This window comes from Bradyrhizobium sp. SZCCHNR2028 (genome assembly GCF_032380995.1).
Lineage (GTDB): Bacteria > Pseudomonadota > Alphaproteobacteria > Rhizobiales > Xanthobacteraceae > Bradyrhizobium.
Map to the genome: position 1 here is coordinate 78,448 of NZ_JAUHJF010000017.1, position 23,732 is coordinate 102,179.

At 67.0% G+C, this 23,732-nt stretch carries 23 protein-coding genes; 12 read left to right on the forward strand and 11 right to left on the reverse strand.

Annotated elements, in window-relative coordinates; genetic code table 11:
* Positions 1 to 36 precede the first annotated feature (36 nt).
* The 3 genes from QX121_RS23985 to QX121_RS23995 form a co-directional block, all read right to left on the reverse strand.
* On the reverse strand, positions 37 to 444 hold the full coding sequence (locus QX121_RS23985) for a helix-turn-helix transcriptional regulator (protein ID WP_315813207.1): 408 nt from the start codon (positions 442 to 444) through the stop codon (positions 37 to 39).
* The gene (locus QX121_RS23990) at positions 441 to 1,307 is read right to left on the reverse strand and encodes a S1C family serine protease (RefSeq protein ID WP_315813208.1); all 867 of its coding nucleotides are present in this window, start codon (positions 1,305 to 1,307) and stop codon (positions 441 to 443) included. The genes QX121_RS23985 and QX121_RS23990 overlap by 4 nt, the downstream gene beginning before the upstream one ends.
* A gap of 82 nt (positions 1,308 to 1,389) precedes the next feature.
* Positions 1,390 to 2,118 (reverse strand): aspartate/glutamate racemase family protein, encoded by a 729-nt coding sequence (locus QX121_RS23995; protein WP_315780409.1) that lies wholly within the window; start codon positions 2,116 to 2,118, stop codon positions 1,390 to 1,392.
* A 163-nt stretch (positions 2,119 to 2,281) separates the two neighbouring features.
* On the opposite strand from QX121_RS23995, the gene QX121_RS24000 reads away from it, so the two are divergent.
* The 9 genes from QX121_RS24000 to QX121_RS24040 all read left to right on the forward strand — a co-directional run bounded on the left by QX121_RS24000 (position 2,282) and on the right by QX121_RS24040 (position 11,855).
* Positions 2,282 to 2,878 carry a hypothetical protein gene (locus tag QX121_RS24000; RefSeq protein WP_315813209.1) on the forward strand — a complete coding sequence of 199 codons (597 nt, stop codon included), beginning with the start codon at positions 2,282 to 2,284 and terminating at the stop codon, positions 2,876 to 2,878.
* A gap of 301 nt (positions 2,879 to 3,179) precedes the next feature.
* The gene (locus QX121_RS24005; protein ID WP_315813210.1) at positions 3,180 to 3,767 is read left to right on the forward strand and encodes an NnrU family protein; all 588 of its coding nucleotides are present in this window, start codon (positions 3,180 to 3,182) and stop codon (positions 3,765 to 3,767) included.
* A 2-nt stretch (positions 3,768 to 3,769) separates the two neighbouring features.
* Positions 3,770 to 4,594 (forward strand): 3-methyl-2-oxobutanoate hydroxymethyltransferase, encoded by an 825-nt coding sequence (gene panB / locus QX121_RS24010; protein ID WP_315813211.1) that lies wholly within the window; start codon positions 3,770 to 3,772, stop codon positions 4,592 to 4,594.
* Between the two features lie 167 nt (positions 4,595 to 4,761).
* Positions 4,762 to 6,354, forward strand: a complete 1,593-nt coding sequence (locus QX121_RS24015; protein WP_315813212.1) for a class I adenylate-forming enzyme family protein — start codon at positions 4,762 to 4,764, stop codon at positions 6,352 to 6,354.
* Between the two features lie 177 nt (positions 6,355 to 6,531).
* A complete protein-coding gene (locus tag QX121_RS24020; protein WP_315739356.1) occupies positions 6,532 to 7,185 on the forward strand; it encodes a tetratricopeptide repeat protein in 654 nt (217 codons plus the stop codon).
* Between the two features lie 46 nt (positions 7,186 to 7,231).
* The gene (locus QX121_RS24025; protein WP_315813213.1) at positions 7,232 to 7,762 is read left to right on the forward strand and encodes a hypothetical protein; all 531 of its coding nucleotides are present in this window, start codon (positions 7,232 to 7,234) and stop codon (positions 7,760 to 7,762) included.
* Positions 7,763 to 7,844: 82 nt separating this feature from the next.
* Positions 7,845 to 9,215 (forward strand): ribosome biogenesis GTPase Der, encoded by a 1,371-nt coding sequence (gene der, locus QX121_RS24030; RefSeq protein ID WP_315739359.1) that lies wholly within the window; start codon positions 7,845 to 7,847, stop codon positions 9,213 to 9,215.
* Positions 9,216 to 9,244: 29 nt separating this feature from the next.
* Complete coding sequence (locus tag QX121_RS24035) at positions 9,245 to 10,498, forward strand: TCR/Tet family MFS transporter (RefSeq protein WP_315813214.1); 1,254 nt, start codon at positions 9,245 to 9,247, stop codon at positions 10,496 to 10,498.
* 136 nt (positions 10,499 to 10,634) lie between these two features.
* Positions 10,635 to 11,855, forward strand: coding sequence for a PLP-dependent aminotransferase family protein (locus QX121_RS24040; RefSeq protein WP_315813215.1), 1,221 nt, complete (start codon positions 10,635 to 10,637; stop codon positions 11,853 to 11,855).
* Between the two features lie 99 nt (positions 11,856 to 11,954).
* On the opposite strand, the gene QX121_RS24045 is transcribed toward QX121_RS24040, so the two are convergent.
* The 3 genes from QX121_RS24045 to QX121_RS24055 form a co-directional block, all read right to left on the reverse strand.
* Positions 11,955 to 13,181, reverse strand: coding sequence for an ABC transporter substrate-binding protein (locus QX121_RS24045; RefSeq protein ID WP_315777460.1), 1,227 nt, complete (start codon positions 13,179 to 13,181; stop codon positions 11,955 to 11,957).
* A 144-nt stretch (positions 13,182 to 13,325) separates the two neighbouring features.
* On the reverse strand, positions 13,326 to 14,465 hold the full coding sequence (locus QX121_RS24050; protein ID WP_315777461.1) for a hypothetical protein: 1,140 nt from the start codon (positions 14,463 to 14,465) through the stop codon (positions 13,326 to 13,328).
* A gap of 101 nt (positions 14,466 to 14,566) precedes the next feature.
* A complete protein-coding gene (locus tag QX121_RS24055; protein WP_315813216.1) occupies positions 14,567 to 15,205 on the reverse strand; it encodes a TetR/AcrR family transcriptional regulator in 639 nt (212 codons plus the stop codon).
* A 161-nt stretch (positions 15,206 to 15,366) separates the two neighbouring features.
* Between QX121_RS24055 and QX121_RS24060 the strand changes: the two genes are divergently transcribed.
* Genes QX121_RS24060 through QX121_RS24070 form a run of 3 tightly spaced genes read left to right on the forward strand, consistent with a single transcriptional unit; the run spans position 15,367 to position 17,875 of the window.
* Positions 15,367 to 16,284: a DUF3313 family protein gene (locus tag QX121_RS24060; protein ID WP_315813217.1), complete on the forward strand. Its 918-nt coding sequence runs from the start codon at positions 15,367 to 15,369 to the stop codon at positions 16,282 to 16,284.
* Positions 16,281 to 17,522, forward strand: coding sequence for a patatin-like phospholipase family protein (locus QX121_RS24065; protein WP_315777463.1), 1,242 nt, complete (start codon positions 16,281 to 16,283; stop codon positions 17,520 to 17,522). Before QX121_RS24060 ends, QX121_RS24065 begins: the two co-directional genes overlap by 4 nt.
* Before the next feature lie 35 nt (positions 17,523 to 17,557).
* On the forward strand, positions 17,558 to 17,875 hold the full coding sequence (locus QX121_RS24070; protein WP_315739368.1) for a hypothetical protein: 318 nt from the start codon (positions 17,558 to 17,560) through the stop codon (positions 17,873 to 17,875).
* Positions 17,876 to 17,936: 61 nt separating this feature from the next.
* Here QX121_RS24070 and QX121_RS24075 read toward each other — a convergent pair whose 3' ends face one another.
* The 5 genes from QX121_RS24075 to QX121_RS24095 form a co-directional block, all read right to left on the reverse strand.
* A complete protein-coding gene (locus QX121_RS24075) occupies positions 17,937 to 18,680 on the reverse strand; it encodes an SDR family NAD(P)-dependent oxidoreductase (protein WP_315813218.1) in 744 nt (247 codons plus the stop codon).
* Between the two features lie 283 nt (positions 18,681 to 18,963).
* The gene (gene purF / locus QX121_RS24080) at positions 18,964 to 20,460 is read right to left on the reverse strand and encodes an amidophosphoribosyltransferase (protein ID WP_315739370.1); all 1,497 of its coding nucleotides are present in this window, start codon (positions 20,458 to 20,460) and stop codon (positions 18,964 to 18,966) included.
* A 59-nt stretch (positions 20,461 to 20,519) separates the two neighbouring features.
* Positions 20,520 to 21,146, reverse strand: a complete 627-nt coding sequence (locus QX121_RS24085; RefSeq protein WP_315739453.1) for a CvpA family protein — start codon at positions 21,144 to 21,146, stop codon at positions 20,520 to 20,522.
* A gap of 173 nt (positions 21,147 to 21,319) precedes the next feature.
* Positions 21,320 to 22,810, reverse strand: a complete 1,491-nt coding sequence (radA, locus tag QX121_RS24090; RefSeq protein ID WP_315777465.1) for a DNA repair protein RadA — start codon at positions 22,808 to 22,810, stop codon at positions 21,320 to 21,322.
* 19 nt (positions 22,811 to 22,829) lie between these two features.
* Positions 22,830 to 23,555: a sulfite exporter TauE/SafE family protein gene (locus QX121_RS24095; RefSeq protein WP_315777466.1), complete on the reverse strand. Its 726-nt coding sequence runs from the start codon at positions 23,553 to 23,555 to the stop codon at positions 22,830 to 22,832.
* Between the last annotated feature and the right edge of the window lie 177 nt (positions 23,556 to 23,732).

A 23,732-nucleotide genomic window follows, 5' to 3' on the forward strand; every position in this document is an offset into this window, starting at 1 on the left:
GGCGAACGCGGAACTTCTTGCGCCAATCCGCCGGCATCACAGCTCGATGATTCCGCGCCGCGCGGCATGCGCGACCGCATCGGTGCGGCCGGTGGCGTCGAGCTTGTCGAGCAGCGAGCCGACGTGGAATTTGGCAGTGTGCACGGAGATGCCGAGGCTGCGCGCGATCTCCTTGTTGGAGCAGCCCTCGGCCATCAGCGCCAGCACGTCGCGCTCGCGCGCGGTGAGCTGAAAATCATCGATTGCCTGGCCGTCGATCCTGTCGTCGCCGCTGCGCGCCTCATCACTGCCATGCAACGGCGCGACGGCGACGTCGGCGCTCTCGCCGGGCGCGACCAGCGTCAGGCCCGTGACATCGCCGAGCAGCGCCGCCAGCCGGTCGGCCAGTTCGGCATCGTCGACCGCGATCGCGATCCTGATCGGCGCGCGCGCCTCCTCGCTCACGCCGGCCTCTCGCCGATGGTCAGGGCGAACTGCACCGGCTCGCCGGCACGCAGCGCTGCGACCTCGACAACGGCGCCGACGCTGTCCGGACCGAGTTCGCGCATCATCGCGCGCATGCCCCTGAACGGCTCCTTGTTGATAGCGGTGATGACGTCACCCTGGCGCAGGCCGGCGGCCGTGGCCGGGCCGCTCTTGTCGAGGCTCATGATCATCGCACCGAGTCCATCGTCGAGCCGGACCGGCTGCAGGCCGGCGCCGAGATAGCCGCGAGCGATGCGACCATGCGTCTCGAGCTTGCTGGCGACCCGTTCGATCGTGGCCGCGGGAATGACGAGCGTGCGGCGCGGGCCGCGCACCGCCATGCCGATCGCATGACCGTCGGCGTTGAGCACCAGGCCGCCTTCGGCGCTGTGCCGCAGCCTGGTGTCGAGCTCGATGCGCGCATCGATGTCGCCGCCGCGCAGGCTGCGCCAGGGACCGGCGGATTTCGACACCATCGCGAGCGCGGCCGTTGGCGTGCCGTGCTCGGCAGCGGCGATGACCGCGAGCGAGCCGAGCGCGGGCATCTCGCCGGAGAGTTGGGCCGGTCCCGCAGTGCCGCCATCGAAGCGGAGCAGGGCGATGTCGGTGGTGTGGTCGCGGCCCGCCACCGTGGCCGGCCTTTGCGTGCCATCGGCAAAGACGAGCACGATTTCGCCTTCGTCCGCCAGCGCCTCGTCGGCGGTGACGACAAGGCCCGGCTTCCAGACGAAGCCCGTGGCGCGGCTGCGGTGCGAGGAGACGGTGAGGACCACAGGCGCGGCTTGCGCGACGGCGGTCGTCAATGCCGACGATAGCGAGACGAGGGCGGACGGATCGGACATGGGACGCTCCAGAATGGGTCTGGTCCCAATTTGGCGTCTCCGAAGCGGTTTCGAAACTACCCGATCAGGTAGTCGACCGGCTTCAGAGCGTCGTCCGCACCTTCGGCAGTGGGAAGGCGAGATCGCCGTGCTTCGAGGTCTTCAGCCCGAGCCCGACCAGCGCCTCGGCAAAGCGCACCGCGGCGGCGACGCCGTCGATCACGGGAATGCCGAGCTCGGTGGAGAGGTCGTGCGCGAGATCGGCCATGCCGGCGCAGCCGAGCACGATGGCGCCGATACCGTCCTCGCGCAGCGCCGCCCGGCATTCGCCGAGCAGCGTGCCGCGGACATTGGCCTCGGGCTTGTCGAGATCGAGCACGGCAACGTCGACCGCGCGCACCCTGCGGCAATGCTGCTCCATGCCGTAATTGCGCACGAGGTGCTCGGCGATCACCTTGGTGCGCGACAGCGTGGTCACGATGCTGAAATGGGTGGCGACGAAGCTCGCCGCATGCATCGCCGCTTCAGCGATGCCGAGCACCGGCACAGCCGATAATTCGCGCGCGGCAAGCAGGCCGGGATCACCGAAGCAGGCGATTACATGGGCGTGGCAACCTTCTGCGTCTCCGGCCTCGACCTCCTTGAGCATGCCGACCGCGGCAATCGCCTCGTCGTAATGGCCTTCGATCGAGGCGGCGCCGAACCGCGCGGTGCGGCCGACGATCCGCGTCGACGGGCTTGCGCTGGCCTGGGCCGCTTTGGCGATCAATTCGGTCATCGTCACCGTCATGTTCGGGTTGATGACGTTGATCACGGTCTCGCTGTGGCTCATCGTCGCGTCCGTTTGTTGTCGCATCCTGCCGTGTTCTAGCCGAGTTCCGCTGTTACGGTCGAGGGCCGTTCGCGATGCGGGAACGCGCAGACGTGAACGGGATTGAGCTTGCGAGTTCTGCGATCGGGATCCAACTTGGATTTCATCCCACTCCGAGAGTCCCATGCTCCGTGTCGTCGTGCTCCTCCTGCTGATGGTGGCCGCTCCGGCCGCCGCCGACGCGCGCCGCCAGCAGATCAATCCGGTGCCGTTCGCGCACACGCCGTGCAGCGTGCTCGACGAGCAGCCGTGCACGCCGTCGTTCTGCAGCGTCTTCGGGCCGTGGCCCTGTATTCCCGAGATGAACTATCCCTATGGCCAGAACCTGCAACTCACGATCGAGAGCCGGCCCGCCAAGGATCAGGAAGCCAAATATCAGAAGCCGGATCACGATCTCGACACGATCGGCGATCTGTTCGCGGCGCTGCGCGCGTGCTGGACGCCGCCGCCGGAGGACAGCGCCCGCGCGGGGATGCAGATGACGGTGCGCTTCAGCTTCAAGCGGACCGGCGAGATGATCTCGCCGCCGCGCGTGACCTTCGTGACCTCAGGCGCGCCGGCCGACGCGCGCGCGACCTATCTGAAGGCGATCAATGCCTCGCTCGACGGCTGCCTGCCGCTGAAGTTCACAAAAGGCCTCGGCGGCGCGCTGGCGGGGCGGCCGATCGCGATCCGCTATGTCGACAACCGGGATTTGAAGAACACGTCGGAGCGGCAATAGCGCCCTGCCGCGCCGTCTCGCACGGCGCGAACCCCACCCACCGATCATTCGGGACGGACGCAACGCGTGCGAACCTCAGCTGGGCGATTGCGCAGCGGGGAATCTCGATATGGTTGCGAAGAACGCAAACCAATCTCGGGATTCCGGGTTCGATGCTGACGCGTCGCCCCGGAATGACGATGTGTGATGGCGAATCGGCAGCGTGCGGCTTGCAGACGGTCTCCGCGCCACGTTGCGAGGCCGCCCCCGGAAATGATACCGATGCCCACGTACAGGTCGTGTGCATGCGAAGGGGGACGCCGTGGGACTTCTGGTGATGGTGGTGGGGCTGGTGCTGTTTCTCGGCGCCCATGTGTTCACGACCCGGCGCGGGGCGCGCGCGCAGGTCATCGCACGGCTGGGCGAGAGCACCTACAAGCTCGTCTACACCGTGGTGGCGCTCGCCGGCCTCGCCCTGATTGTCTGGGGCTTTGCCGAGTACCGCCATGGCGGCGGCTGGATCCAGGTGTGGACGCCGCCGAAGGCGCTCAAGCACATCAATCTCGCCCTGATGCTGCCGGCGGTGATCATGATCGTCGCCGCCCATATCCGCGGCCGCATCTACACCGTGCTGAAGCACCCGATGCTGGCGGGCGTGAAGCTGTGGGCGTTCGGCCACCTGCTCAGCAATGGCGACCTTGGCGGCATCATCCTGTTCGGCTCGATCCTGGCCTGGGCGGTGTTCGACCGCATCTCGCTGAAGCGTCGCGCCGATGCCGGCGGGCCGCCGATTCCGGTCGGCGGCGTCGGCAACGACGTCATCGCGGTGGTGGTCGGCATCATCGTCTATGCCGCGCTGGCCTTCGCGTTCCATCCTGTCGTGCTCGGCATTCCTGTCATCGGAGGTTAGCGATGTCGGTGCAGTCGACCGTCCGCCGCAAGACGGCTCCCGAGATCCGCGCCCGCAAGGGCGGCGAGCCGATCGTGATGCTGACGTCCTACCACGCCCATACCGCGGCGCTGGTGGATCGCCATTGCGATGTGATCCTGGTCGGCGATTCCCTCGGGAATGTGATGCACGGCTTCGAGACCACCGTGCCGGTGACGCTGGAAATGATGATCCTGCAGGGCTGCGCCGTGATGCGCGGCTCGCGCCAGGCGCTGGTGGTGGTCGACATGCCGTTCGGCTCCTACGAGGCCACGAAGGAGCAGGCATTTCATGCGGCGGTGCGGATCCTGAAGGAGACGCAATGCGGCGCGGTCAAGCTCGAGGGCGGGGCGCGGATGGCCGAGACGGTGGCCTTCCTCAGCGAGCGCGGCATTCCGGTGATGGGCCATGTCGGCCTGACGCCGCAATCGATCAATACGCTCGGCTCGTTCCGGGCCCAGGGCCGCGACGAGGCGGATTGGGCTGCGATCGAGAACGACGCTGCGGCGATCGCACAGGCTGGCGCGTTCTCGGTGGTGATCGAGGCCGTGGCCGAGCCGCTGGCGCGCAAGATCACGCAGCAGATCGCGATCCCCACCATCGGCATCGGCGCCAGCGTCGCCTGCGACGGCCAGGTGCTGGTTTTGGAGGACATGCTCGGCCTGTCGCCGCGGGCGCCGAAATTCGTCCGCCGCTACGGCAATCTCGGTCCGGCGATCGACGAGGCGATCGAACGCTACGCGGCCGACGTGCGTACCCGTGCGTTTCCGGCGGCGGAACATGTCTACGGAATGAGGTCAAAGACCTGATGGGCGCCTCTCGCTTGGTCGTCCCGTTGGCGCGGTGGTGCGCGCGGCGTCACGGGATGAATCGCCGGCGCTGGCGGAGATAGCCAAGCGCGTCATCCCTTGGCTATGTTTCAGGCTGGTCCGCATCGCGGCGAACAACGACAAGAAGCCAAGCTCGGGGAAACTCCATGGACTGGTCGACCTATGTAACGCCGCCGATGCGGCGCGAAGCCCGTTTCGGCGATCGCGTGGTTCCGTTGTTCACGGAGCGGCCCGCGAACATCTGGGCCATGGTCGAAGAAGCGGTGGAGCGCAACGGCGACGGCGAGGCGCTGGTCTACGGGGCCGTGCGGCTGTCGTGGCGCGAGGTCGCCGAGACCGCCGCGCGGATCGCCGGCGGGCTGCAGGCGAGGGGATTGCAGAAGGGCGACCGGCTCGCGGTGCTGCTCGGCAATCGCATGGAATTCGTGCTCACGCTGTTTGCTGCGGCCAAGCTCGGGCTGATCACGGTGCTGCTGTCGACCCGGCAGCAGACGCCGGAAATCGCCTATGTGCTGAACGATTGCGGCGCCCGGCTGCTGCTGCACGAGGCGGCGTTGGCGGACCGGTTGCCGGCCGCTGCGGAAACGCCGGAGCTGGCGGGGCGCATTGCCGTCGATGATCGTCCGGCGCGGTCGGATTTTGCAGCGCTGGCCGATCATGCTGCGCACGAAAATCACGTCGAGGTGACTGAAGAGGACACTGCGATGATCCTCTACACCTCCGGCACCACTGGCCGGCCGAAAGGCGCGATGCTCGCCCATTGCAACATCGTGCACTCCTCGATGATCTACGAGGCGTGCCTGGGGCTGACGCCCGCCGACCGCTCGATCGCCGCCGTGCCGCTCGGCCATGTCACCGGCGTCGTCGCCAACATCACCAGCATGGCACGCTGCGCCGGCACCTTGATCATCATGCCGGAGTTCAAGGCCGGCGAGTATCTGAAGCTCGCGGCGCGCGAGCGCGTGACCTACACGGTCATGGTCCCGGCGATGTACAATCTCTGCCTGCTGCAGCGCGACTTCGACAGTCATGACCTGTCGTCGTGGCGCATCGGCGGCTTCGGCGGCGCGCCGATGCCGGTCGCGACCATCGAGAAGCTCGCAGCCAAGGTTCCCGGCCTGCGGCTGGTCAACGCCTATGGCTCGACCGAGACCACCTCGCCGGCGACCCTGATGCCGCCTGATCTCACCGCCCGTCAGATCGACAGCGTCGGGCTGCCGTGTCCGGGCGCCAGCATCCTGGTGATGGACGGGCAGGGGCGAGAGCTGCCACGTGGCGAGATCGGCGAGATCTGGATCGGCGGCGGCCAGGTCATCAAGGGTTACTGGAACAATCCCAGGGCCACTGCCGAGAGCTTCACTGCCGGCTATTGGCACTCCGGCGACCTCGGCTCGATCGATGCCGACAATTTCGTCCGGGTGTTCGACCGGCAGAAGGACATGATCAATCGCGGCGGGCTGAAGATCTACTCGGCCGAGGTCGAATCGGTGCTGGCGAGCCACCCGGCGGTGGTCGAGAGCGCGATCATCGCCCGGCCATGTCCGGTGCTCGGCGAGCGGGTGCACGCGGTGGTCGTGACCCGCGAGCCGATGAGCGCCGAAGCCCTGCGCAGCTGGTGCGCCGAGCGGGTCTCGGATTACAAGGTCCCGGAAACCCTGACCGTGACCGTGGACCCTTTGCCGCGCAACGCCAACGGCAAGGTGATGAAACGGCAGTTGCGCGAGGCCTTGACGGCGTGATAGCCGCGTTCGGACCTTGTGGCAGAACCGGGGAGTAACGCCTTGATTCGGCTGGACTCGCCTTGCCACCGCCATGCCGATGCGGTATCGGCGCCGGCGCGCGGGCAACGGGCCGCTCGCGCGGCACTTCAAACCCATGCGCGCGCGCTCGCAGCGAACCTGACGGGATGTCCTTAGGTGTCTGAATTCATTGATGAAGTAGACGAGGAGGTCCGTCGGGAACAGCTCAAGAAGCTGTGGGACCGCTACTCGATCTTGATCATCGCCATTGCCGTGCTGATCATCGCCGGCGTCGGCGGCTGGCGCGGCTACCAGTATCTCGAGGGTCAGAAGGCGGCCGAAGCCGGCTCGGCCTTCAACAAGGCCCTCGAACTCTCCGAGCAGAACAAGCATGCCGAGGCGGAGAAGGCCTTTGCGGATGTCGCGGCCACGGCCCCATCGGGATACCGCATGCTGGCCCGCTTCCACCAGGCCGCCGAGGCCGCGATGCGCGACAAGGCGGCTGCCGTGAAGCTCTATGACGAACTCGCCGCCGACCGCAGCATCGGGGCCGAGCAGCAGTCGATGGCGCGGCTGCGCGCGGCCGGCCTGCTGGCCGACACGGCGCCTTACGCCGACCTCAAGCAGCGCCTCGAAGGCGAAACGGCGCCCGGCGCGCCGTTCCGCCACGCCGCCCGCGAATTGCTGGCGCTGTCGGCGTGGAAGGCCAATGATGCCGCGGCGGCCCGTCAATGGCTCGACATGATTGCGCTGGATGGTGAGACCCCGCCGGGCCTGCGCTCGCGCGCCGAAGCGCTGCAGGCGCTGTTGCCTGCAGTCGCCAAGAGCTGATCGCGGACCTCGCGATGGCGAAACCGAGTTGATTGGAACGACGATCATGCGCCGCCCCCAACGTGCCATTGCCCTGACGGTCCTCATTGCGCTTTCCGGCGTGCTGGGCGGCTGCGCGAGCGGGGGAAGTTTCGACCCCTCGGACATGCTCGACTTCCTGGACACCAAGAAGAAGCTGCCGGGCGACCGCAAGCCGGTGTTCCCGGAGGGCGTGCCGGGTCTCGAGCAGGGCGTGCCGAAGGAACTCTACAAGGGTGCGCAGCAGCAGCCGATGACCGACCCGGGCGCTCAGGCGGCTACGCCGCCGGCGCCTCCGGTGGAGGAGCCCAAGGGCAGAAAAGGCCGGCGGCAGGCGGCCGTGAACAACCCGACGACGGCCGATCCGCAGGATGGCGAGGCTGCCGCGGTCGAGGAGGGCGCTGCCGCCGTTCCGCCGGCACCGAAGCCCAAGAAGATCGTGCGCCGCCGCACCACGGCACCACCGCCGGATGATGCTGCCCCGGCGCAGCAGCCGGCGGCCCAGCGATCCGGCGGCGGCTTCCCGGCGCCGATGCCGAGCGGCTCCTTCAGCCGTTAATCTCACCTGCGAATCGGCGGATCGCCCGTTCGGTTTTGCGGCCGAATGCGCTAAAGCTGCGCGCTCACGCGCACGGATCATCATGCCCTTCACCATCGCCATCATCGGCCGGCCCAATGTCGGCAAGTCGACCCTGTTCAACCGTCTGGTCGGGCAGAAGCTGGCGCTCGTCGACGACATGCCGGGCGTCACGCGCGACCGCCGCGAGGGCGAAGCTAAGCTGTTCGATCTCAACTTCACGATCATCGACACCGCCGGCCTCGACGAGGGGCCGAAGGGCTCGCTGACCGCGCGCATGCAGGAGCAGACGGAGACCGCGATCGCGCTCGCCGACGCGCTGTTCTTCGTGATCGATGCCCGCATCGGCCTGACGCCCGCCGACCGCGCCTTCGCCGATTTCGCCCGCCGCGCCGACAAGCCGGTGCTGTTGCTCGCCAACAAGAGCGAGGGCAAGCATGGCGAGCTCGGCGCCATGGAATCTTACGCGCTCGGCCTCGGTGATCCCATCCAGATCTCGGCCGAGCACGGCGAGGGCATGGGCGAGCTCTATGACGCCGTCAGCAAGCTCGTGCCGCCCACGGACGATGAGGAGGACGAGCACGAGGAGACCGACGAGGAACGCGCCAACAGGCCGATCCGGGTCGCGATCGTCGGCCGTCCCAACGCCGGCAAGTCGACCCTGATCAACCATCTGCTCGGCGAGGAGCGGCTGCTCACGAGTCCCGAGGCCGGTACGACGCGCGATTCGATCGCGGTCGAAATCGAGTGGAAGGGCCGCGGCTTCCGCATCTTCGACACCGCAGGTCTGCGCCGGCGCTCGCGCATCGAGGAGAAGCTGGAGAAGCTGTCGGTGGCCGATGCGCTGCGTGCGGTGCGCTTCGCCGAGGTGGTCGTGCTGATGATGGATGCGCAGAACCGCTTCGAGGAGCAGGATCTGCGCATCGCCGATCTGATCGAGCGCGAGGGGCGTGCGCTGGTCATCGCCGTCAACAAATGGGACCTGATGGACGGCAACCCCGGCCAGATCTCGATGCTGCGCCGCGATGCCGACCACTGGCTGCCGCAGGTCGCGGGCGCGCCGATCGTGGCGGTGTCGGGCCTGATGGGCGAGGGCATCGACCGGCTGATGCAGGCGATCGTCGAAGCCTACGCGATCTGGAACCGGCGCGTGCCGACCGCGGCGCTGAACCGCTGGTTCGAGCAGGCGATCGCCGACAACCCGCCGCCGGCGGTGTCGGGCCGCCGGCTCAAGCTGAACTACATCACCCAGACCAAGGCGCGACCGCCGAGTTTCGTGCTGTTCTGCTCGCGGGCCGACGCGATCCCGCAATCGTACCTGCGCTATCTCACCAACTCGATGCGCGAGACCTTCGAGCTGCCGGGCACGCCGGTGCGCATCACCCTGCGCGAGAAGGCCAACCCGTTCGCGCACAAGCGCAAGCGGCCGAACTGATCAGTTGCGTCAGCGGAAGCGGTCCGGCCATGGAAGCAAGCCCGCCGAGCATCGCGACAGAAGATGCGCCGGCCCCACGCCGCGGCGCCGTCGCCTTCATCTTCGTCACCATCCTGCTCGACATGCTCGCGCTCGGGCTGATCATGCCGATCCTGCCGAAGCTGATCGAGAGCTTCGTGGGCAACGACACTGCGCAGGCGGCGCGCATCTTCGGCCTGTTCGGCACCGCCTGGGCGCTGATGCAGTTCGTGTTCTCGCCGGTGCTCGGCAGCCTGTCCGACCGCTTCGGCCGGCGGCCGGTGATCCTGCTGTCGAACTTCGGCTTGGCCGCGGACTACGTGCTGATGGCGCTGGCGCCGTCGCTCGCGTGGCTGTTCGTGGGGCGCCTGATCTCCGGAGTCACCTCGGCCAGCATCTCGACGGCTTTCGCCTACATCTCTGACCTGACGCCGCCCGACCGGCGTGCGGCGATCTTCGGGCGCATCGGCGCGGCGTTCGGCGCGGGCTTCGTGCTCGGTCCTGCCACCGGCGGCCTGCTCGGCGACATCGACCCGCGGCTGCCGTTCTGGGCTGCAGCCGCGCTCAGCTTCGCCAACGCGCTGTACGGACTTCTGGTGCTACCGGAATCGCTGCCGTCAAAGCGGCGCAGTCCGTTCCGATGGCGAGCCGCGAGCCCGCTCGGCGCGCTGCAATTGCTGCGCTCGGATCGCATCCTCGGCGGACTGTCGGTCGTCAACTTCATCACCCAGCTCGCTCATGTCGTGCTGCCGTCGACCTTCGTGCTCTACGCGACCTATCGCTATGGCTGGGATACGCGCACGGTCGGGCTGACGCTGGCGATGGTCGGCATCTGCGCCATGGTGGTGCAGGGCGGGGCGGTGGGGCTGATCGTCCGCCTGCTCGGCGAGCGCGGCGCGCTGATGCTCGGCCTGTCCGCGGGGACGGTGGGCTTCCTGATCTTCGGCCTTGCGCCGACCGGGCCGTTGAGCTGGCTCGGCATTCCCGTGATGGCGCTGTGGGGCGTCTCGGGCGCGGCCATGCAGGCTTTGATGACCCGCCTCGTCCCACCGGACAGGCAGGGCCAGCTACAGGGCGCGACGTCGAGCGTGCAGAGCGTGGCCCAGCTCGCAGGTCCCTTCCTGTTCACGCTGACCTTTGCCTATTTCATCGGAGCGGCCGCGCCGGCGCATCTACCCGGCGCGCCGTTCCTGCTGGCGTCGGCGTTGCTGATCGTCGCTCTCCTGATTGCGGTGCGGACGCTGTCCTCGGCAAAGAGCAGCTAGAGTAGCGCGCCGGCCTGAAGGTTCTCATCCCCTGACCCCACCGATGCAGCTCTCGCGCTCTCGCGGGACGGGGATTGCGCACGCTTCAAAATAGGTCAATAGTGCTGACATAAATAGCCGGATCACGGGAGGAATATTGGTGAGCTGGAAGCCCGTCTACGCGCGCCGCGCGGATCGCATGAAGGCATCGGAGATCCGCGAGCTGCTCAAGGTGCTGGAGCGGTCCGGCATGATTTCGTTCGCCGGCGGCATCCCCGATCCCGCGCTGTTTCCTGTAGCAGCGGCGGCGCAGGTCTATGCCGCTGCGCTGGCGTCGCCCGACGTGGCTTCCGCTGCTCTGCAATATGCCGTCAGCGAGGGCTACGGTCCGCTTCGCCAGTGGATCGCCGAGCACATGACCACGCAGGGCATAGCGGCCTCGCCAGACAACATCCTCGTCACCGCGGGATCGCAACAGGCGCTCGATTTTCTCGGCAAGCTGCTGCTCACGCCCGCGGATACGGCGCTCGTCACCGTTCCCACCTATCTTGGCGCGCTGCAGGCCTTTTCGGCCTACGAGCCGCGTTACGATTCGATCGGTCCACGCGCTGCGAACCGCCCCCCGGCCTCCTACGCGGACGAAGCCGCGAAAGAAGCTGCGGGGGCGCGCGTGAAGTTCGTCTATGTCGTGCCGGACTTTGCCAATCCGACCGGTGAGACGTTGTCGCGTTCGGCGCGCGCCGATGTCCTGGATCTCGCCGGCGAGCTGGACGTGCCGGTGTTGGAGGACAGCGCCTATTCTGCCTTGCGTTTCGACGGCGACGAGATGCCGTCGCTGCAGTCGTTGGACGTCCGTCGCCGCGGCTCGCTCGATGCTTCCCGCGTCATCCATCTCGGAACGTTCTCGAAGACGGTCGCGCCGGGCCTGCGCATCGGCTGGGTTTGTGCATCGCGCGCCATCATCAGCCGTCTCGTCCTCATCAAGCAGGCGAGCGACCTCAACGTGTCAGCGATCAATCAGATCGTGATGCACAGGCTCGTGAAAGACGGAGGGCATGCCGGGCTGATCGCACGGGCGCGCGCGCATTATCGGCTCAAGCGCGATGCGATGCTGAGGGCACTCGAGGCACAGATGCCGTCAGAAGCGAGGTGGACGCGCCCCGACGGCGGGTTCTTCGTCTGGCTCACCCTGCCGGACGGCGTGTCCGGTGCCGCCTTGCTCGACCGGGCCATGAATCAGGCCCAGGTGGCGTTCGTTCCCGGGGCAGCCTTCTTCCACGACGGCAGCGGCACCAACACGATCCGCCTGTCCTATTCGCTGCCCGAGGAGGCCGTGATCGAGGAAGGCATCGGCCGCCTCGCGAGTCTGCTGCGCTGACGATGACGTGATTCTGCGCAGCGAATGTCGTATCGTCTGCGCAGCGGCACTGGCGGGACGCGATGCTAATCCACCGCATCCCGCATCGGAGCTATCGGCTTACTTCTTCACCAGCGGGCACTCGCTGGCCTCGAGCGGCTTGGCGGCATCCTCAGGCGCGATCTTGGCGATCAGCTTGTAGTAGTCCCACGGATATTTGGACTCTTCGGGCTTCTTGACCTCGAACAGATAGGCCGGGATCAGGCGGCGGCCGTCGGCGCGCAGCGGGCCCTTGCCGAACAGCGGATCGTCGGTCGGAATCTCCTTCATCTTGGCCACGACCTTGGCGCCGTCATGCGGATTGCCGCCGAGTGCCTCGAGCGTCTTCAGGTAGTGCAGCGCGCCGGCGTAGACGCCGGCCACCGTCATCGACGGCATCGTGCCCTTCGGTGACAGCTTCTGGAAGCGGTTGGACCAGGCGCGGGTCTGCTCGTTCAGGTCCCAGTAGAACGACTCGGTGAAGGTCAGGCCCTGCGCGACCTTGAGCCCGAGCGCATGCACGTCGTTGACGAACAACAACAGCGCGGCGAGCTTCTGGCCGCCCTGGACGATGCCGAATTCGGAAGCCTGCTTGATCGAGTTGGTGGTGTCGCCGCCGGCGTTGGCAAGGCCGATGACCTTGGCCTTCGACGATTGCGCCTGCAGCAGGAAGGACGAGAAGTCCGCGGTATTGAGCGGATGCTTGACCGAACCGAGCACCTTGCCGCCACTGCTGGTCACGACTGCGGAGGTGTCGCGCTCCAGCGCATGGCCGAAGGCGTAGTCGGCGGTGAGGAAGAACCAGGTGTCGCCGCCGGCCTTGGTCAGCGCCTTGCCGGTGCCATTGGCGAGCATGTAGGTGTCGTAGGTGAAGGAGATGGTGTTGGCGTTGCAGGCCTTGCCGGTGAGGTCGGCAGTGGCCGCGCCGGAGTTCAGGAGGATCGAGTTCTTCTCCTTGACCAGATTGGAGACGGCCAGCGCCACGCCGGAGTTCGGCGTGTCCATGATCACGTCGACCTTCTGGGTGTCGATCCACTGCCGGCCGATGTTGACGCCGACGTCGGGCTTGTTCTGGTGGTCGCCGCTGATGACCTCGATGGTCCAGCCCTTGGCCTTCAGGCCTGAATCCTCGACCGCCATGTTGACGGCTGCGACCGAGTTGGGCCCGCCGATGTCGGCATACAGGCTGGACATGTCGTTGAGCACGCCAATCTTGACGACCTTGTCGTCGGCGAAGGCGGAGCCGGCAAAGCTGAGCGTGGTGGCAGCAAGCAACGCGGCCATCCGCCGCGTATGAGACGTTGTCATCGAAGTCCTCCCTGGTGTCGTGTCACGGCGGGGCTTCTTGGGCGCCCTTTGCCGTCGGTCTCCCTGGATAGCCGGTCTTGTGAGTTGCGGCAATGCGCCAAAAGGCGCGAGACGCGCGCAAGGTTTGTGCGTTTCGCTTGAGCGTTAACGCAGGGCGTCCGAGGTCAGCCGGAATTTCTGGATGCGCTTACCGGTGTCGACCTCGGCGGTATAAACGTTGCCCTGCCGGTCGACAGCCATCGCGTGCACCCAATGGAATTGGCCGGCATTGCGGCCATTGTGGCCGAAGCTGCCAACCACGCTGCCGTCATCCCGCCTGATGATGCGGATCTCGTTGTTCTCGCCATCGGCAGACAGCAGGTAGGTCTGCTTCGGATCCGGCCAGATCGCGATGTCCCACACCGCGCCATTGCCGAGCGTGTTCTTTTCGAAGAACCATTCGGTCACGAATGTCCCGTCCTTCCTGAACACCTGGATGCGGTCGTTGATGCGGTCGCAGACATAGACGAGACCGTCATCGGCGATCTTCACGCAGTGTACGGGATTGCCGAATTGCTGGGCGACCGGTGCCTTGGGATCATACGGTGGCTGCTTGGCATCATCAGGGACATGGCCGTAGGCTCCCCAATGCCGCTTGTAGGCGAGGGTGGTGGCATCGAACACGATGACGCGGCGGTTGCCGTAGCCGTCGGCGACGTAGATCTCGTTCGCCTCCTTGTCGATCGCTGTCTCCGCGGGCTTGCCGAGCTGGGTGGTGTCGTTGGAGCCCTTGCTCGGCGCCATCGTTCCGATCTGAGCGACGAACTTGCCATCGAGCGTGAACTTCAGGATGGCGTTGTCATTGTCGGCATTGCCGCCGATCCAGACGAAGCCGCGTTCGTCGACCTCGATGCCATGCTCGCGGCCGACCCATTCATAGCCCGGGCCCGGGCCGCCCCAGGCGCGCAAGAGATTGCCGTCGGTATCGAATTCGAGCACCGGGGGCGCCGGCATGCAGCATTTCGATCGCGGCGGATTGAGCGTGGCGCCTTTCTCGTCGTCGGTCAGCGAGCGCGGCCGGTGAATGACCCAGATGTGGCCCTGGTGATCAACCGTGATGCCGCCGACCTGGCCGAGGATCCAGTTGTTGGGGAGCTGCTTCGGCCAGGACGGCTCGACCGCGAACGCGGGCACCTCCGCTGCGGCGCTGGTGCCGCGAGAGAAGAGGACGTTGCCGGCCGCAACGGCGAACAGCAGAATGACCAGGGCAGGCCTTGTCGCGCGTCCGCGTCGTGCTCGCGTCATACCGTCCTCCCCGATATGTGCTGCGGTCATCCGCTTATGAGCGCAGTCAATCGCGAGCATGGCGGAGTGTCAATCGCGCGGGGGGACGCCGATCGGCAGGCTCAGACCGGCGCCTGCTCCACCGCTTCCTTTTTCGGCGGCGTCCGCAACTTGGGCGGCCGCAAAAAGCGCGTCAGCATGAGCCGCAGATGCTCACTGCTCTGCTTGATATCGACCGCCGGATTGCGGATCGGCAGCGCACGTGCGCCGTCGACGATCACGAACAGGATGTTCGCGGTCGCCTCCGGATCGAGGCGGGGATCGACCTCGCCGCGGCCCTGTGCCTTGGTGAGGAAGTCGACCAGCAGCGCCCGCATCGCGCGCGCATGCGCGTGGACGATGGCGGCAAAGTCGGCATTGCGACAGGCCTCGGCCAAGGCCTCGGCGCTGAGGACCTGGGCCTGCGGCTGGTGAATGCTGGCGCTCTCGAGCTCTTGCACCAGGGCGTCGATCACGTCGGGCGAGGCCAGGATTGCCTGGAGGCGCGATGCAGCGTGGCTCAGATTCTGCTCGACCAGCGCCTGGATCATCGCCTCCTTGCTGGGAAAGTAATGATAGAGGTGGCCCGGGCTGATCTTCGCCGCAGCGCAGATGTCGGTGGTGCTGGCGCCGTGGAATCCGTTCCTGACGAAGCACGACAGGGCGGCCTGGAGAATCCCCTGGCGCTTCTGCTCGTGCTTGACCGGATCGACCTTTCTCATCGCGCGTCCCGTCGGGCCAACTCTCGCCACATTCGTCGTTTCCGCCAACTGCTTGTAATATAAAATAATATTTCTCGCCGCTCTAATCTAGAGAATTGGATCTAGTTTAGTTGGACAAGCGCTGCTGCTTGTGAGACTTAATTAGAGTGAGCTATCTATCAATGGGTCTCCCCGCTACGATGCGTCTCGCTCCGCTGAAGTCGACGGCCCTGATTTCCCTGGCGCTGGCAACGGCCGGCTGCGCCACTGCTCCGCTCGAGCGGGCCGGCTCGCTCAAGAATTACGATCGCCTCGCCGATGCCAACGGCCTGGTGACGCGCGCGCAGATCAAGGCCAACAAGAAGGAGCTGCTCGAGGCCAAGACGATCCGGATCGAGCCGACCGCGTTTCCGCCGCGTCCCGACATCGCCCTCGACGAGAACGAGCGCAAGCTGGTGGCCAACGTCATCAGCCGCGAAATGTGCCTGCGTCTCAGCGAGCGATTCCAGATCGTCGGACCCCGCGAGGAGGCGGATCTGACGGTCAAGGCGACCGTCACCCATGCCACGGCGACCAACGCGACCGCATCGGCAGCCTCGCAGGCGGCGTCCATCGCCAAGAGCGTCGCGCTGCCGGGCGTTCCCGTGCCGGTGCCCCGGCTGCCGGTCGGGCTCGGCACGCTGTCCGTCGAGGCCGAGGCGCGCGACTTTGCCGGCTTCCAGAAGGCCGCGATGGTGTGGGCGCGCGGCGCCAACTCGGTCTCCAATGCGCGGATGGCCAATGACGGCGACGCCTACGACCTCGCTTCCGAGTTCGGCGCCGACTTCGCCAAGTTGGTGTCGACCGGCGAGTCGCCGTTCTCAGGCGTCCCGTCGCTGGCCTCGCTGCCTTCGGTGTCGAGCGTGCCGGCCAAGCTGGGTGGCGCTCCCAAATATGCCGCATGTGAGCAGTACGGACGCTTCCCCGGCCTGAAGGGCTTTGTCGGTGCCGGCCTGGGCCTGCCGCCGGGCTGGACTGACAAGGGCGCCGACGAGGCCAGGCCCGACGCGCGGCAGCCGTCGCCGGAGATCGCAAGCGTGGAGCAGCAAGCGTCGCGATGAAGTCTGCCGCCTCGTTCCGCGCGCTTGTCCCGCGTATCCTGCTCGCGTTCGCCGCGTCGCTGTTGCTGGCGGCCTGCGCAGCCATCATGCCGCGCAACGCGCTGCCGGAAGCGGCTGCCGTCAGCGCCGACCCGGTCGGCTTCCGCAACGTCCGCTACTGGGGTGATGAGCCGGCGCCGCGCTTTGCCGAGGCCGCGATGTCGCGCGCGTCGGCCGAAATCCCGATCTCGCGTCCGCTGAATTTCCTCGCGATCTCCGGTGGTGCCGAGAACGGTGCGTTCGGCGCCGGGCTTCTGGCCGGCTGGGGCGAGGCCGGGAACCGGCCGTCGTTCGACATGGTGACGGGCGTCAGCTCCGGCGCGCTGATCGCGCCGTTCGTCTTCCTGGGGCGCGAGCACGACGACAAGCTGCGCGAGATCTTCACCGCCTATGAGCGCAAAGACATTTTCACGGTCAACGTTCCCGGCCTGCTCCAGGGCTCGGCGCTGGCCGACAACACGCCGCTGTCGCGGCTGATCGAGAAATATGTCGATCGCGAGTTTCTCCGCGACGTTGCGCGCGAGAGCAGCAAGGGCCGGGTGCTGCTGGTTGGCACCACCAATCTCGATGCGCAGCGTCCGGTGCTGTGGGACATGGGCCGCATCGCAGCAGCCGATACGCCCGAGGCGATCGCCCTGTTCCGTCAGGTGCTGCTGGCCTCCGCGACCGTGCCGGGCGCCTTCGCCCCGGTTCGCATCAAGGTGCGGATCGGCGACAAGGACTACGACGAGCTGCATGTCGACGGCGGCGTCACCCGGCAGGTCTTCATCGGACCTTCGGTGCTGCGCCTCGTCTCCGGCCGCGGCCCGCGCAGGAGCGTGAGCGGCGCACATCTCTACGTCATTCGTAACGCCCGCATCGATCCGCAATGGGACAGCGTCGGCGCCGACGTGCTCTCGGTGACGCAGCGCTCGCTGTCGACCCTGATCAAGAACCAGGGCATCGGCGACATCTACCGCATCTACTCGGTGGCGAAGTTCAACGGCATCGACTTCAACCTCGCCAGCGTGCCGGCCGATTTCCAGGTCAAGGCCGACGGCCCGTTCGATCGCACCTACATGACCGCGCTGTTCGATCGCGGCCACGACATGGGCCAGCGCGGCTATCCCTGGGTGAAGAGCCTGCCGGGGCTGCAGTCCAACGAGCACGGCATCACGGCGCAGGGGGCCACGCGCACGATGGCGGCGGCCGCCCGATGAACTTCCGCCGGGCCTGCTTGCGATTGACGTGGCACGTGACCTTGCGTTCAGCGCTGGGGAGCGCGGCGCTGTTGACGTCCGTGCTGCTCGGCGGCTGCGCGACCTCGGGCACGACGCCATCGTCCGACACGGCGCAGTACGGCAATACGTACAACTATCTCCCGGTGAACGACGTGCCGCATGACGACCAGCGCCCGGTGCTGACGCCGGAGCAGCAGGAGAAGCTGCGCAAGGAGCTGACGGCAGTGCGCGATCGCCAGGCGCCGGCTGCGGCGAAGGCGTCTGCGGACAAGGCTGCGGCGGCCAAGCCTTCCGCGGCGAACTCGGCTGCCGCCAATCCGACCGCAAGATAACAACGAGATTCCGGACTCAAGGCCTGCGGCCTTGCCCCGGAATGACGGTGGTTGCGCAGGGCTACGCCGGCGGCTGGAAGCTCTTCAGGGTGCGCGTCTTGTACTCGTAGAGCTTGCCGGTCTCGGTCCACGACGGCAGGCACATCGGCACGATGAACTCGGCGACCTGATCGGGCGTTTCGAGCGTCATCGGATCTTCGCCGGGGAACACCGTGGCGCGCATGCGGGTCCGGATCGGGCCTGGGCTGAACAGGTTCACGCGCAGCCGCGTCCGCTCGGTCTCGTGCGCCCACACCCGTGCCAGCGTCTCCAGCGCGGCCTTGGTGACCGCGTAGGGGCCGAGATAGGCCTGGGCCTTGTGGGCGGCGCCTGACGTGAGAAACACCGCGCGGCCGGCGTCGGAGGCCTTCAGCAGCGGCTCCATGCAGCGGATCAGCTGGAAGTTGGCGGAGAGGTTGACGGCGACGACGTCGTTCCAGGGCTTCAGGTCGATATGGCCGAGCGGCGACGACGGGCCGGGCACGGCGGCATTGCCGACGAGAATGTCGAGCTTGCCGTGGCGCGCGTGCAGCGCGGCGCCGAGCCGGGCGATGCCGTCGCTGTCGGTCATGCTCAGCGGCACCAAGGTGGCGCCGTTGCCGGTGTCTTTCCGGATCTCGTCGTCGAGCTCCTCCAGCCCGCCCTGGGTGCGGGCAACGGCGATGACATGCGCACCGGCGCGGGCGAGCGCGCGGGCGGTCGCATGGCCGATGCCGCGCGAGGCGCCGGTGACGAGGGCAATACGATTGGCGAGGGGAAGGGTCATGGTCGCAAATCTCTGACGTCGTCGTCCCGGCGAAAGCCGGGACCCATACTCCGCGGCGGTTATGAGGGAGTTGGCTGTCTGTGGCTAGTCCTGCCCGCCAAGGACGGCTGGCGATGATGGGTCCCGGTTTTGGCCGGGACGACAGCTCACGACGCATCGTCATTCCGGGGCGAGGCCGCAGGCCTCGAACCCGGAATCTGGAGATGATACGGGGATCAGCAAGCTCGGGATTCCGGGTTCGATGCTGCGCATCGCCCCGGAATGACTGCGTGTGGAAAGAACCTCAGCTCGCCTCGGCCAACAGCGACAGCTGATGCTGGGTCGACTCGACCATCGCCTGGTCCGTGAGGTGGGTGGGATAGCTGCCGGTGAAGCAGTGGTCGGAGTATTTCGGTGCGGCCGGATCACGGGCCGGCTCGCCCATGGCGCGGTACATGCCGTCGATCGACAGGAACGCCAGCGAATCCGCGCCGATCAGCTCGCGCATCTCCTCGAGCGAATGCGTCGCCGCCAAGAGGCCGCCACGGTCCGGCAGGTCGATGCCGTAATAGTCGGGATAGAGGATCGGCGGCGAGGCGAGGCGGAAATGCACCTCCGTGGCACCGGCGTCGCGCATCATGCGTACGATCTTGCGCGAAGTGGTGCCGCGCACCAGCGAGTCGTCGATCAGGATGATGCGCTTGCCCTCGATCGCGGCGCGGTTGGCCGAGTGCTTCATGCGCACGCCGGATTCGCGGATCGCCTGGGTCGGCTGGATGAAGGTGCGGCCGACATAGTGATTGCGGATGATGCCGAGCTCGAACGGCACGCCGGAATGCTGGCTGTAGCCGATCGCCGCCGGCACGCCGGAGTCCGGCACCGGCACCACGACGTCGACGTCGGGATGGCTCTCGCGCGCGAGCTGCGCGCCGAACGCCTTGCGTACCTCGTAGACCGAGCGGCCGCCGACCACGGAATCGGGCCGCGCGAAATAGATGTATTCGAACACGCACGGACGCGCCGGCTTCGGCGGGAACGGCTTGTGGCTGTGCGCGCCGGTCTCGTCGAAGATCACGACCTCGCCCGGCTCGATGTCGCGGATGTAGCGCGCGCCGATCATGTCGAGCGCGCAAGTCTCCGACGCCAGGATCGGGCAGCCTTCGAGCTCGCCATAGACCAGCGGGCGGATGCCGAGGGGATCGCGGGCGCCGATCAGCTTCTTGTTGGTCATGCAGACCAGCGAGTAGGCGCCTTCGAGTGCGCGTAGCGCCTCGATGAAGCGATCGATGAAGTTGGTGCGGCGGGAATGCGCGACGAGATGCAGGATCACCTCGGTGTCGGTGGTCGACTGCATGATGGCGCCGGCGCGCACCAGCTCGCGGCGCAGGGTGAGACCGTTGGTGAGGTTGCCGTTGTGGCCGACCGCGAAGCCGCCGGCATTGAGCTCGGCGAACAGCGGCTGCACGTTGCGCAGGATGGTCGCGCCGGTCGTGGCGTAGCGAACGTGGCCGATCGCGGCATTGCCGGGCAGGCGCTCGATCACCTCGCGGCGGGAGAAGGTGTCGCCGACGAGACCCAGGCGGCGCTCGCTGTGGAAGCGCGCGCCATCGTAGGAGACGATGCCGGCTGCCTCCTGGCCGCGATGCTGGAGCGCATGCAGGCCGAGCGCGGTGATCGCGGCGGCGTCATTGTGCCCATAAATGCCGAACACGCCGCACTCTTCGCGCAGCGTGTCTCCGTCAAGGTCTGGGTCTCTGAGGTAGGCTTGAGGTCCGAAGTCCAGATCCGCGTGGGAGTCCATTTGGGCTTCGCCGGAAGAATCGTGGTGCTGGTCCATCGCGCCTCTCTTCTGGGCTAGGCTCACTTGGCCGCGGGTTTCTCGATCAGCTTCTTCAAGCTGTCGCGGGCAGGCTTGCTGTACCCATCGCCGCCCACTCCGGGCGACTCGGTGTCAGTCTGGTCGTCGTCCGGCTTGTTCTTCTTGAATTTCTTTAAAATGGTGTTCTCGGGATCATCAGGCAAGAGCGACATCAGCCAATCCCCGGTTCCCTGCAGGACCACGCGGGACTTGGCCCCGGTGACCCAGTCCGGACGCTGCTTGTCCGGCACCAGCCAGCTGAAGAACAGGAAGGCGACGACCACGATCAGGAGGCCACGGCCCAGTCCGAACAGGAATCCCAGGGTGCGGTCGAGCGCGCCGATGCGCGAATCGAGGATCATGTCGGAGATCTTGACCGTGATCACCGAGACGATGAGCAGGGTGCCCACGAAAGTACCGGCAACGACCACGACGCTGGCGACGGTATCGTTGTTGAAATAGGTCTTGGCGGTCGGCAGCAGCTTCGAGAATGAATAAAGCGTGACCAGGGCCGCCGCGCCCCACGCGGCGATCGACAGGATCTCGCGCATGAAGCCGCGGACCATCGCGAGCAGCCCCGACACCAGCATCACGCCGAGCAGGATGAGATCGAGGATCGTTATCGGCATCGGCTGCTCAGGTCCGCTTGTCAGGTCCAAGGTTCGCTTCGAATTGACGGAGGACCGCCCCTCCAGGCGGAGGAGAGCAGGGTTCCCCGGCAAGTCCGGACGCTGCACCATCCCGCGTGGGCGCCCGGTTGCGGCGTTGTATAGCGGCGAGTCACGCGAACGTCACGGTCCGGCTAGCCGTCCTGGCGGCGGAATCTCGCTGGTGTGGCATTTTTTTCGGCATGGCTGGGGCCACGGCGGCCCTGCTCACCCTCGTCCCGGCTGCCGTCGTGGCGGGCGCGGGGCGTGCCTCGCGCGGCGATGTCGGCGACCAGGCTGGTCAATCCGCCGACGGTATTGAGGCTGAGCCCGGCATCGCCGCCGGCCTCGCCGCGGGCGCGCTCCGGCAGCACGACGCGGCCGAAGCCGAGCTTGGCGGCCTCCTTCAGCCGCGCCGAGGTCTGCGCCACCGGGCGGACCGCGCCCGACAGCGAAATCTCGCCGAAATAGACCGCATCGGGCGGCAGCGGCGCGTTGACCAGCGAGGAGACCAGAGCTGCGGCCGCGGCGAGATCCGCCGCCGGCTCGTTGATGCGCAGGCCGCCGGCGACGTTGAGATAGACGTCGTGGCCCGACAGCTTGACGCCGCAATGCGCCTCCAGCACGGCCAGCACCATTGACAGCCGGCTCGGATCCCAGCCAACGACGGCGCGGCGCGGCGTGCCGAGCGAGGTCGGCGCCACCAGGGCCTGGATTTCGACCAGCACGGGGCGGGTGCCCTCGATCCCGGCAAAGACCGCCGTGCCGGGGCTGCCGAGATCGCGCTCGGACAGAAACAGCTCGGAGGGGTTGGTGACCTCGCGCAGACCCAATCCGGTCATTTCGAACACGCCGATCTCGTCGGTCGGGCCGAACCGGTTCTTGACGGCGCGCAGGATGCGGAACTGCTGCGAGCCCTCGCCCTCGAACGACAGCACCGCGTCCACCATGTGCTCGACGACGCGGGGGCCGGCGATCTGGCCGTCCTTGGTGACGTGGCCGACCAGGATGATGGCGGCGCCGGATTTCTTGGCGAAGCGAATGAGCTTCTGCGCCGAGGCGCGCACCTGGGTAACCGTGCCCGGCGCCGATTCGACGGTGTCGGTCCACATCGTCTGGATCGAATCGATCACGATCAGTCGCGGCACGCCGCCTTCCGACAGGGTCGCGATGATGTCCTCGACCGAGGTCTCAGCCGCCAGTTGTACCGGCGCATCCGCAAGCCCGAGGCGCTCGGCGCGCAGCCGCACCTGGGCGACAGCTTCCTCGCCGGAAATGTAGACCGCGCGATGGCCGGCGCGCGCCAGCATCGAGGTCGCCTGGGTCAGAAGCGTCGATTTGCCGATGCCGGGATCGCCGCCGACCAGCAGCACCGAGCCGCGCACGAAGCCGCCGCCGGTGACGCGGTCGAGCTCGGTCATGCCCGACGACAGCCGCGGCGCGTCGATGCTCTTGCCGGTGAGCGATTCCAGCTGGAACGTGCGGCCCTTGCGCTTGGAGCGCAGCGACACCGGCGCGGAGGTCGCGCCCGTCGTGTCTTCCTCCGCCAGCGTGTTCCACTCGCCGCAGGCCTCGCATTTGCCCTGCCAGCGCGAATAGGCCGCGCCGCAGTTCTGGCAGACGAAGGAGAGCGTGGTCTTGGCCATGAGGTGAGAATCGGTGCCGTCAGGAGTGGGTGGCGTTCCATAACATACTTAGGCCCGCGGCCAGCATGATGCCATCCATCACCACGCGGAACACATCGGGCTTCATGTGCAGCACGAAGCGTTTGGCGACGAAGGCGCCAGCCATCAGCGAGCCGCCGGCGATCAGGCCCTTGAGCAGAATGTCCGGCGTCAACGCGCCGAAGCGCTGGAAGGTGATGGATTTCGAGACATAGAGCCCGAGCGAGCTCGCAGCCTCGGTGGCGAGGAAGGCGCCCTTCGACAGCCCATAGAACAGGAACAGCGGCACGCTGAGCGGCCCGGTCGAGACCACGATGCCGGTCAGAAATCCGATCACCGCACCGCCGAGCGCGAGGTGCCAGAGGTTGGCCTTGAGGTCGTGCCGCGTCAGCCAATGCCGTACCGGCACCATCGCCATCAGGAACAGGCCGATCGTGATATCGACCGCCTGCGACGGCAGGATCAGCAAGGTGCGCGCGCCGAGTGCGGCGGCCGGAATGCCGGTGACCGAATAGGCTGCGCAGGCGCGCCAGTCGACCTCGCGCCACCATGCCAGGATGCGCGACAGGTTGGCCATGACGGCGGCCACCGCCATGATCGGCACGGCCTCCTTCGGGCCGTACTCGTACGCCAGCACCGGCATCAGCATGATCGACGAGCCGGTGCCGACGATGCCGGACAAGGTGCCGGCAACGAGGCCTATCGCGAGCACGAACAGGAAGCCCAAGATTGTCGCCTCCAGCAGACGAGCTCTATCCCCACGTCATAGCGAGCGGAGCGGCGGAGCGAAGCCATCCAGACTGTCTCCACGGAGGGATTCTGGATTGTTTCGCTCCGCGCGCAAATGACGGGGAGAAGCTGCGCCGTGTGGTTAATCGGCGGTTCGTGTCGACTCGAAATCGTC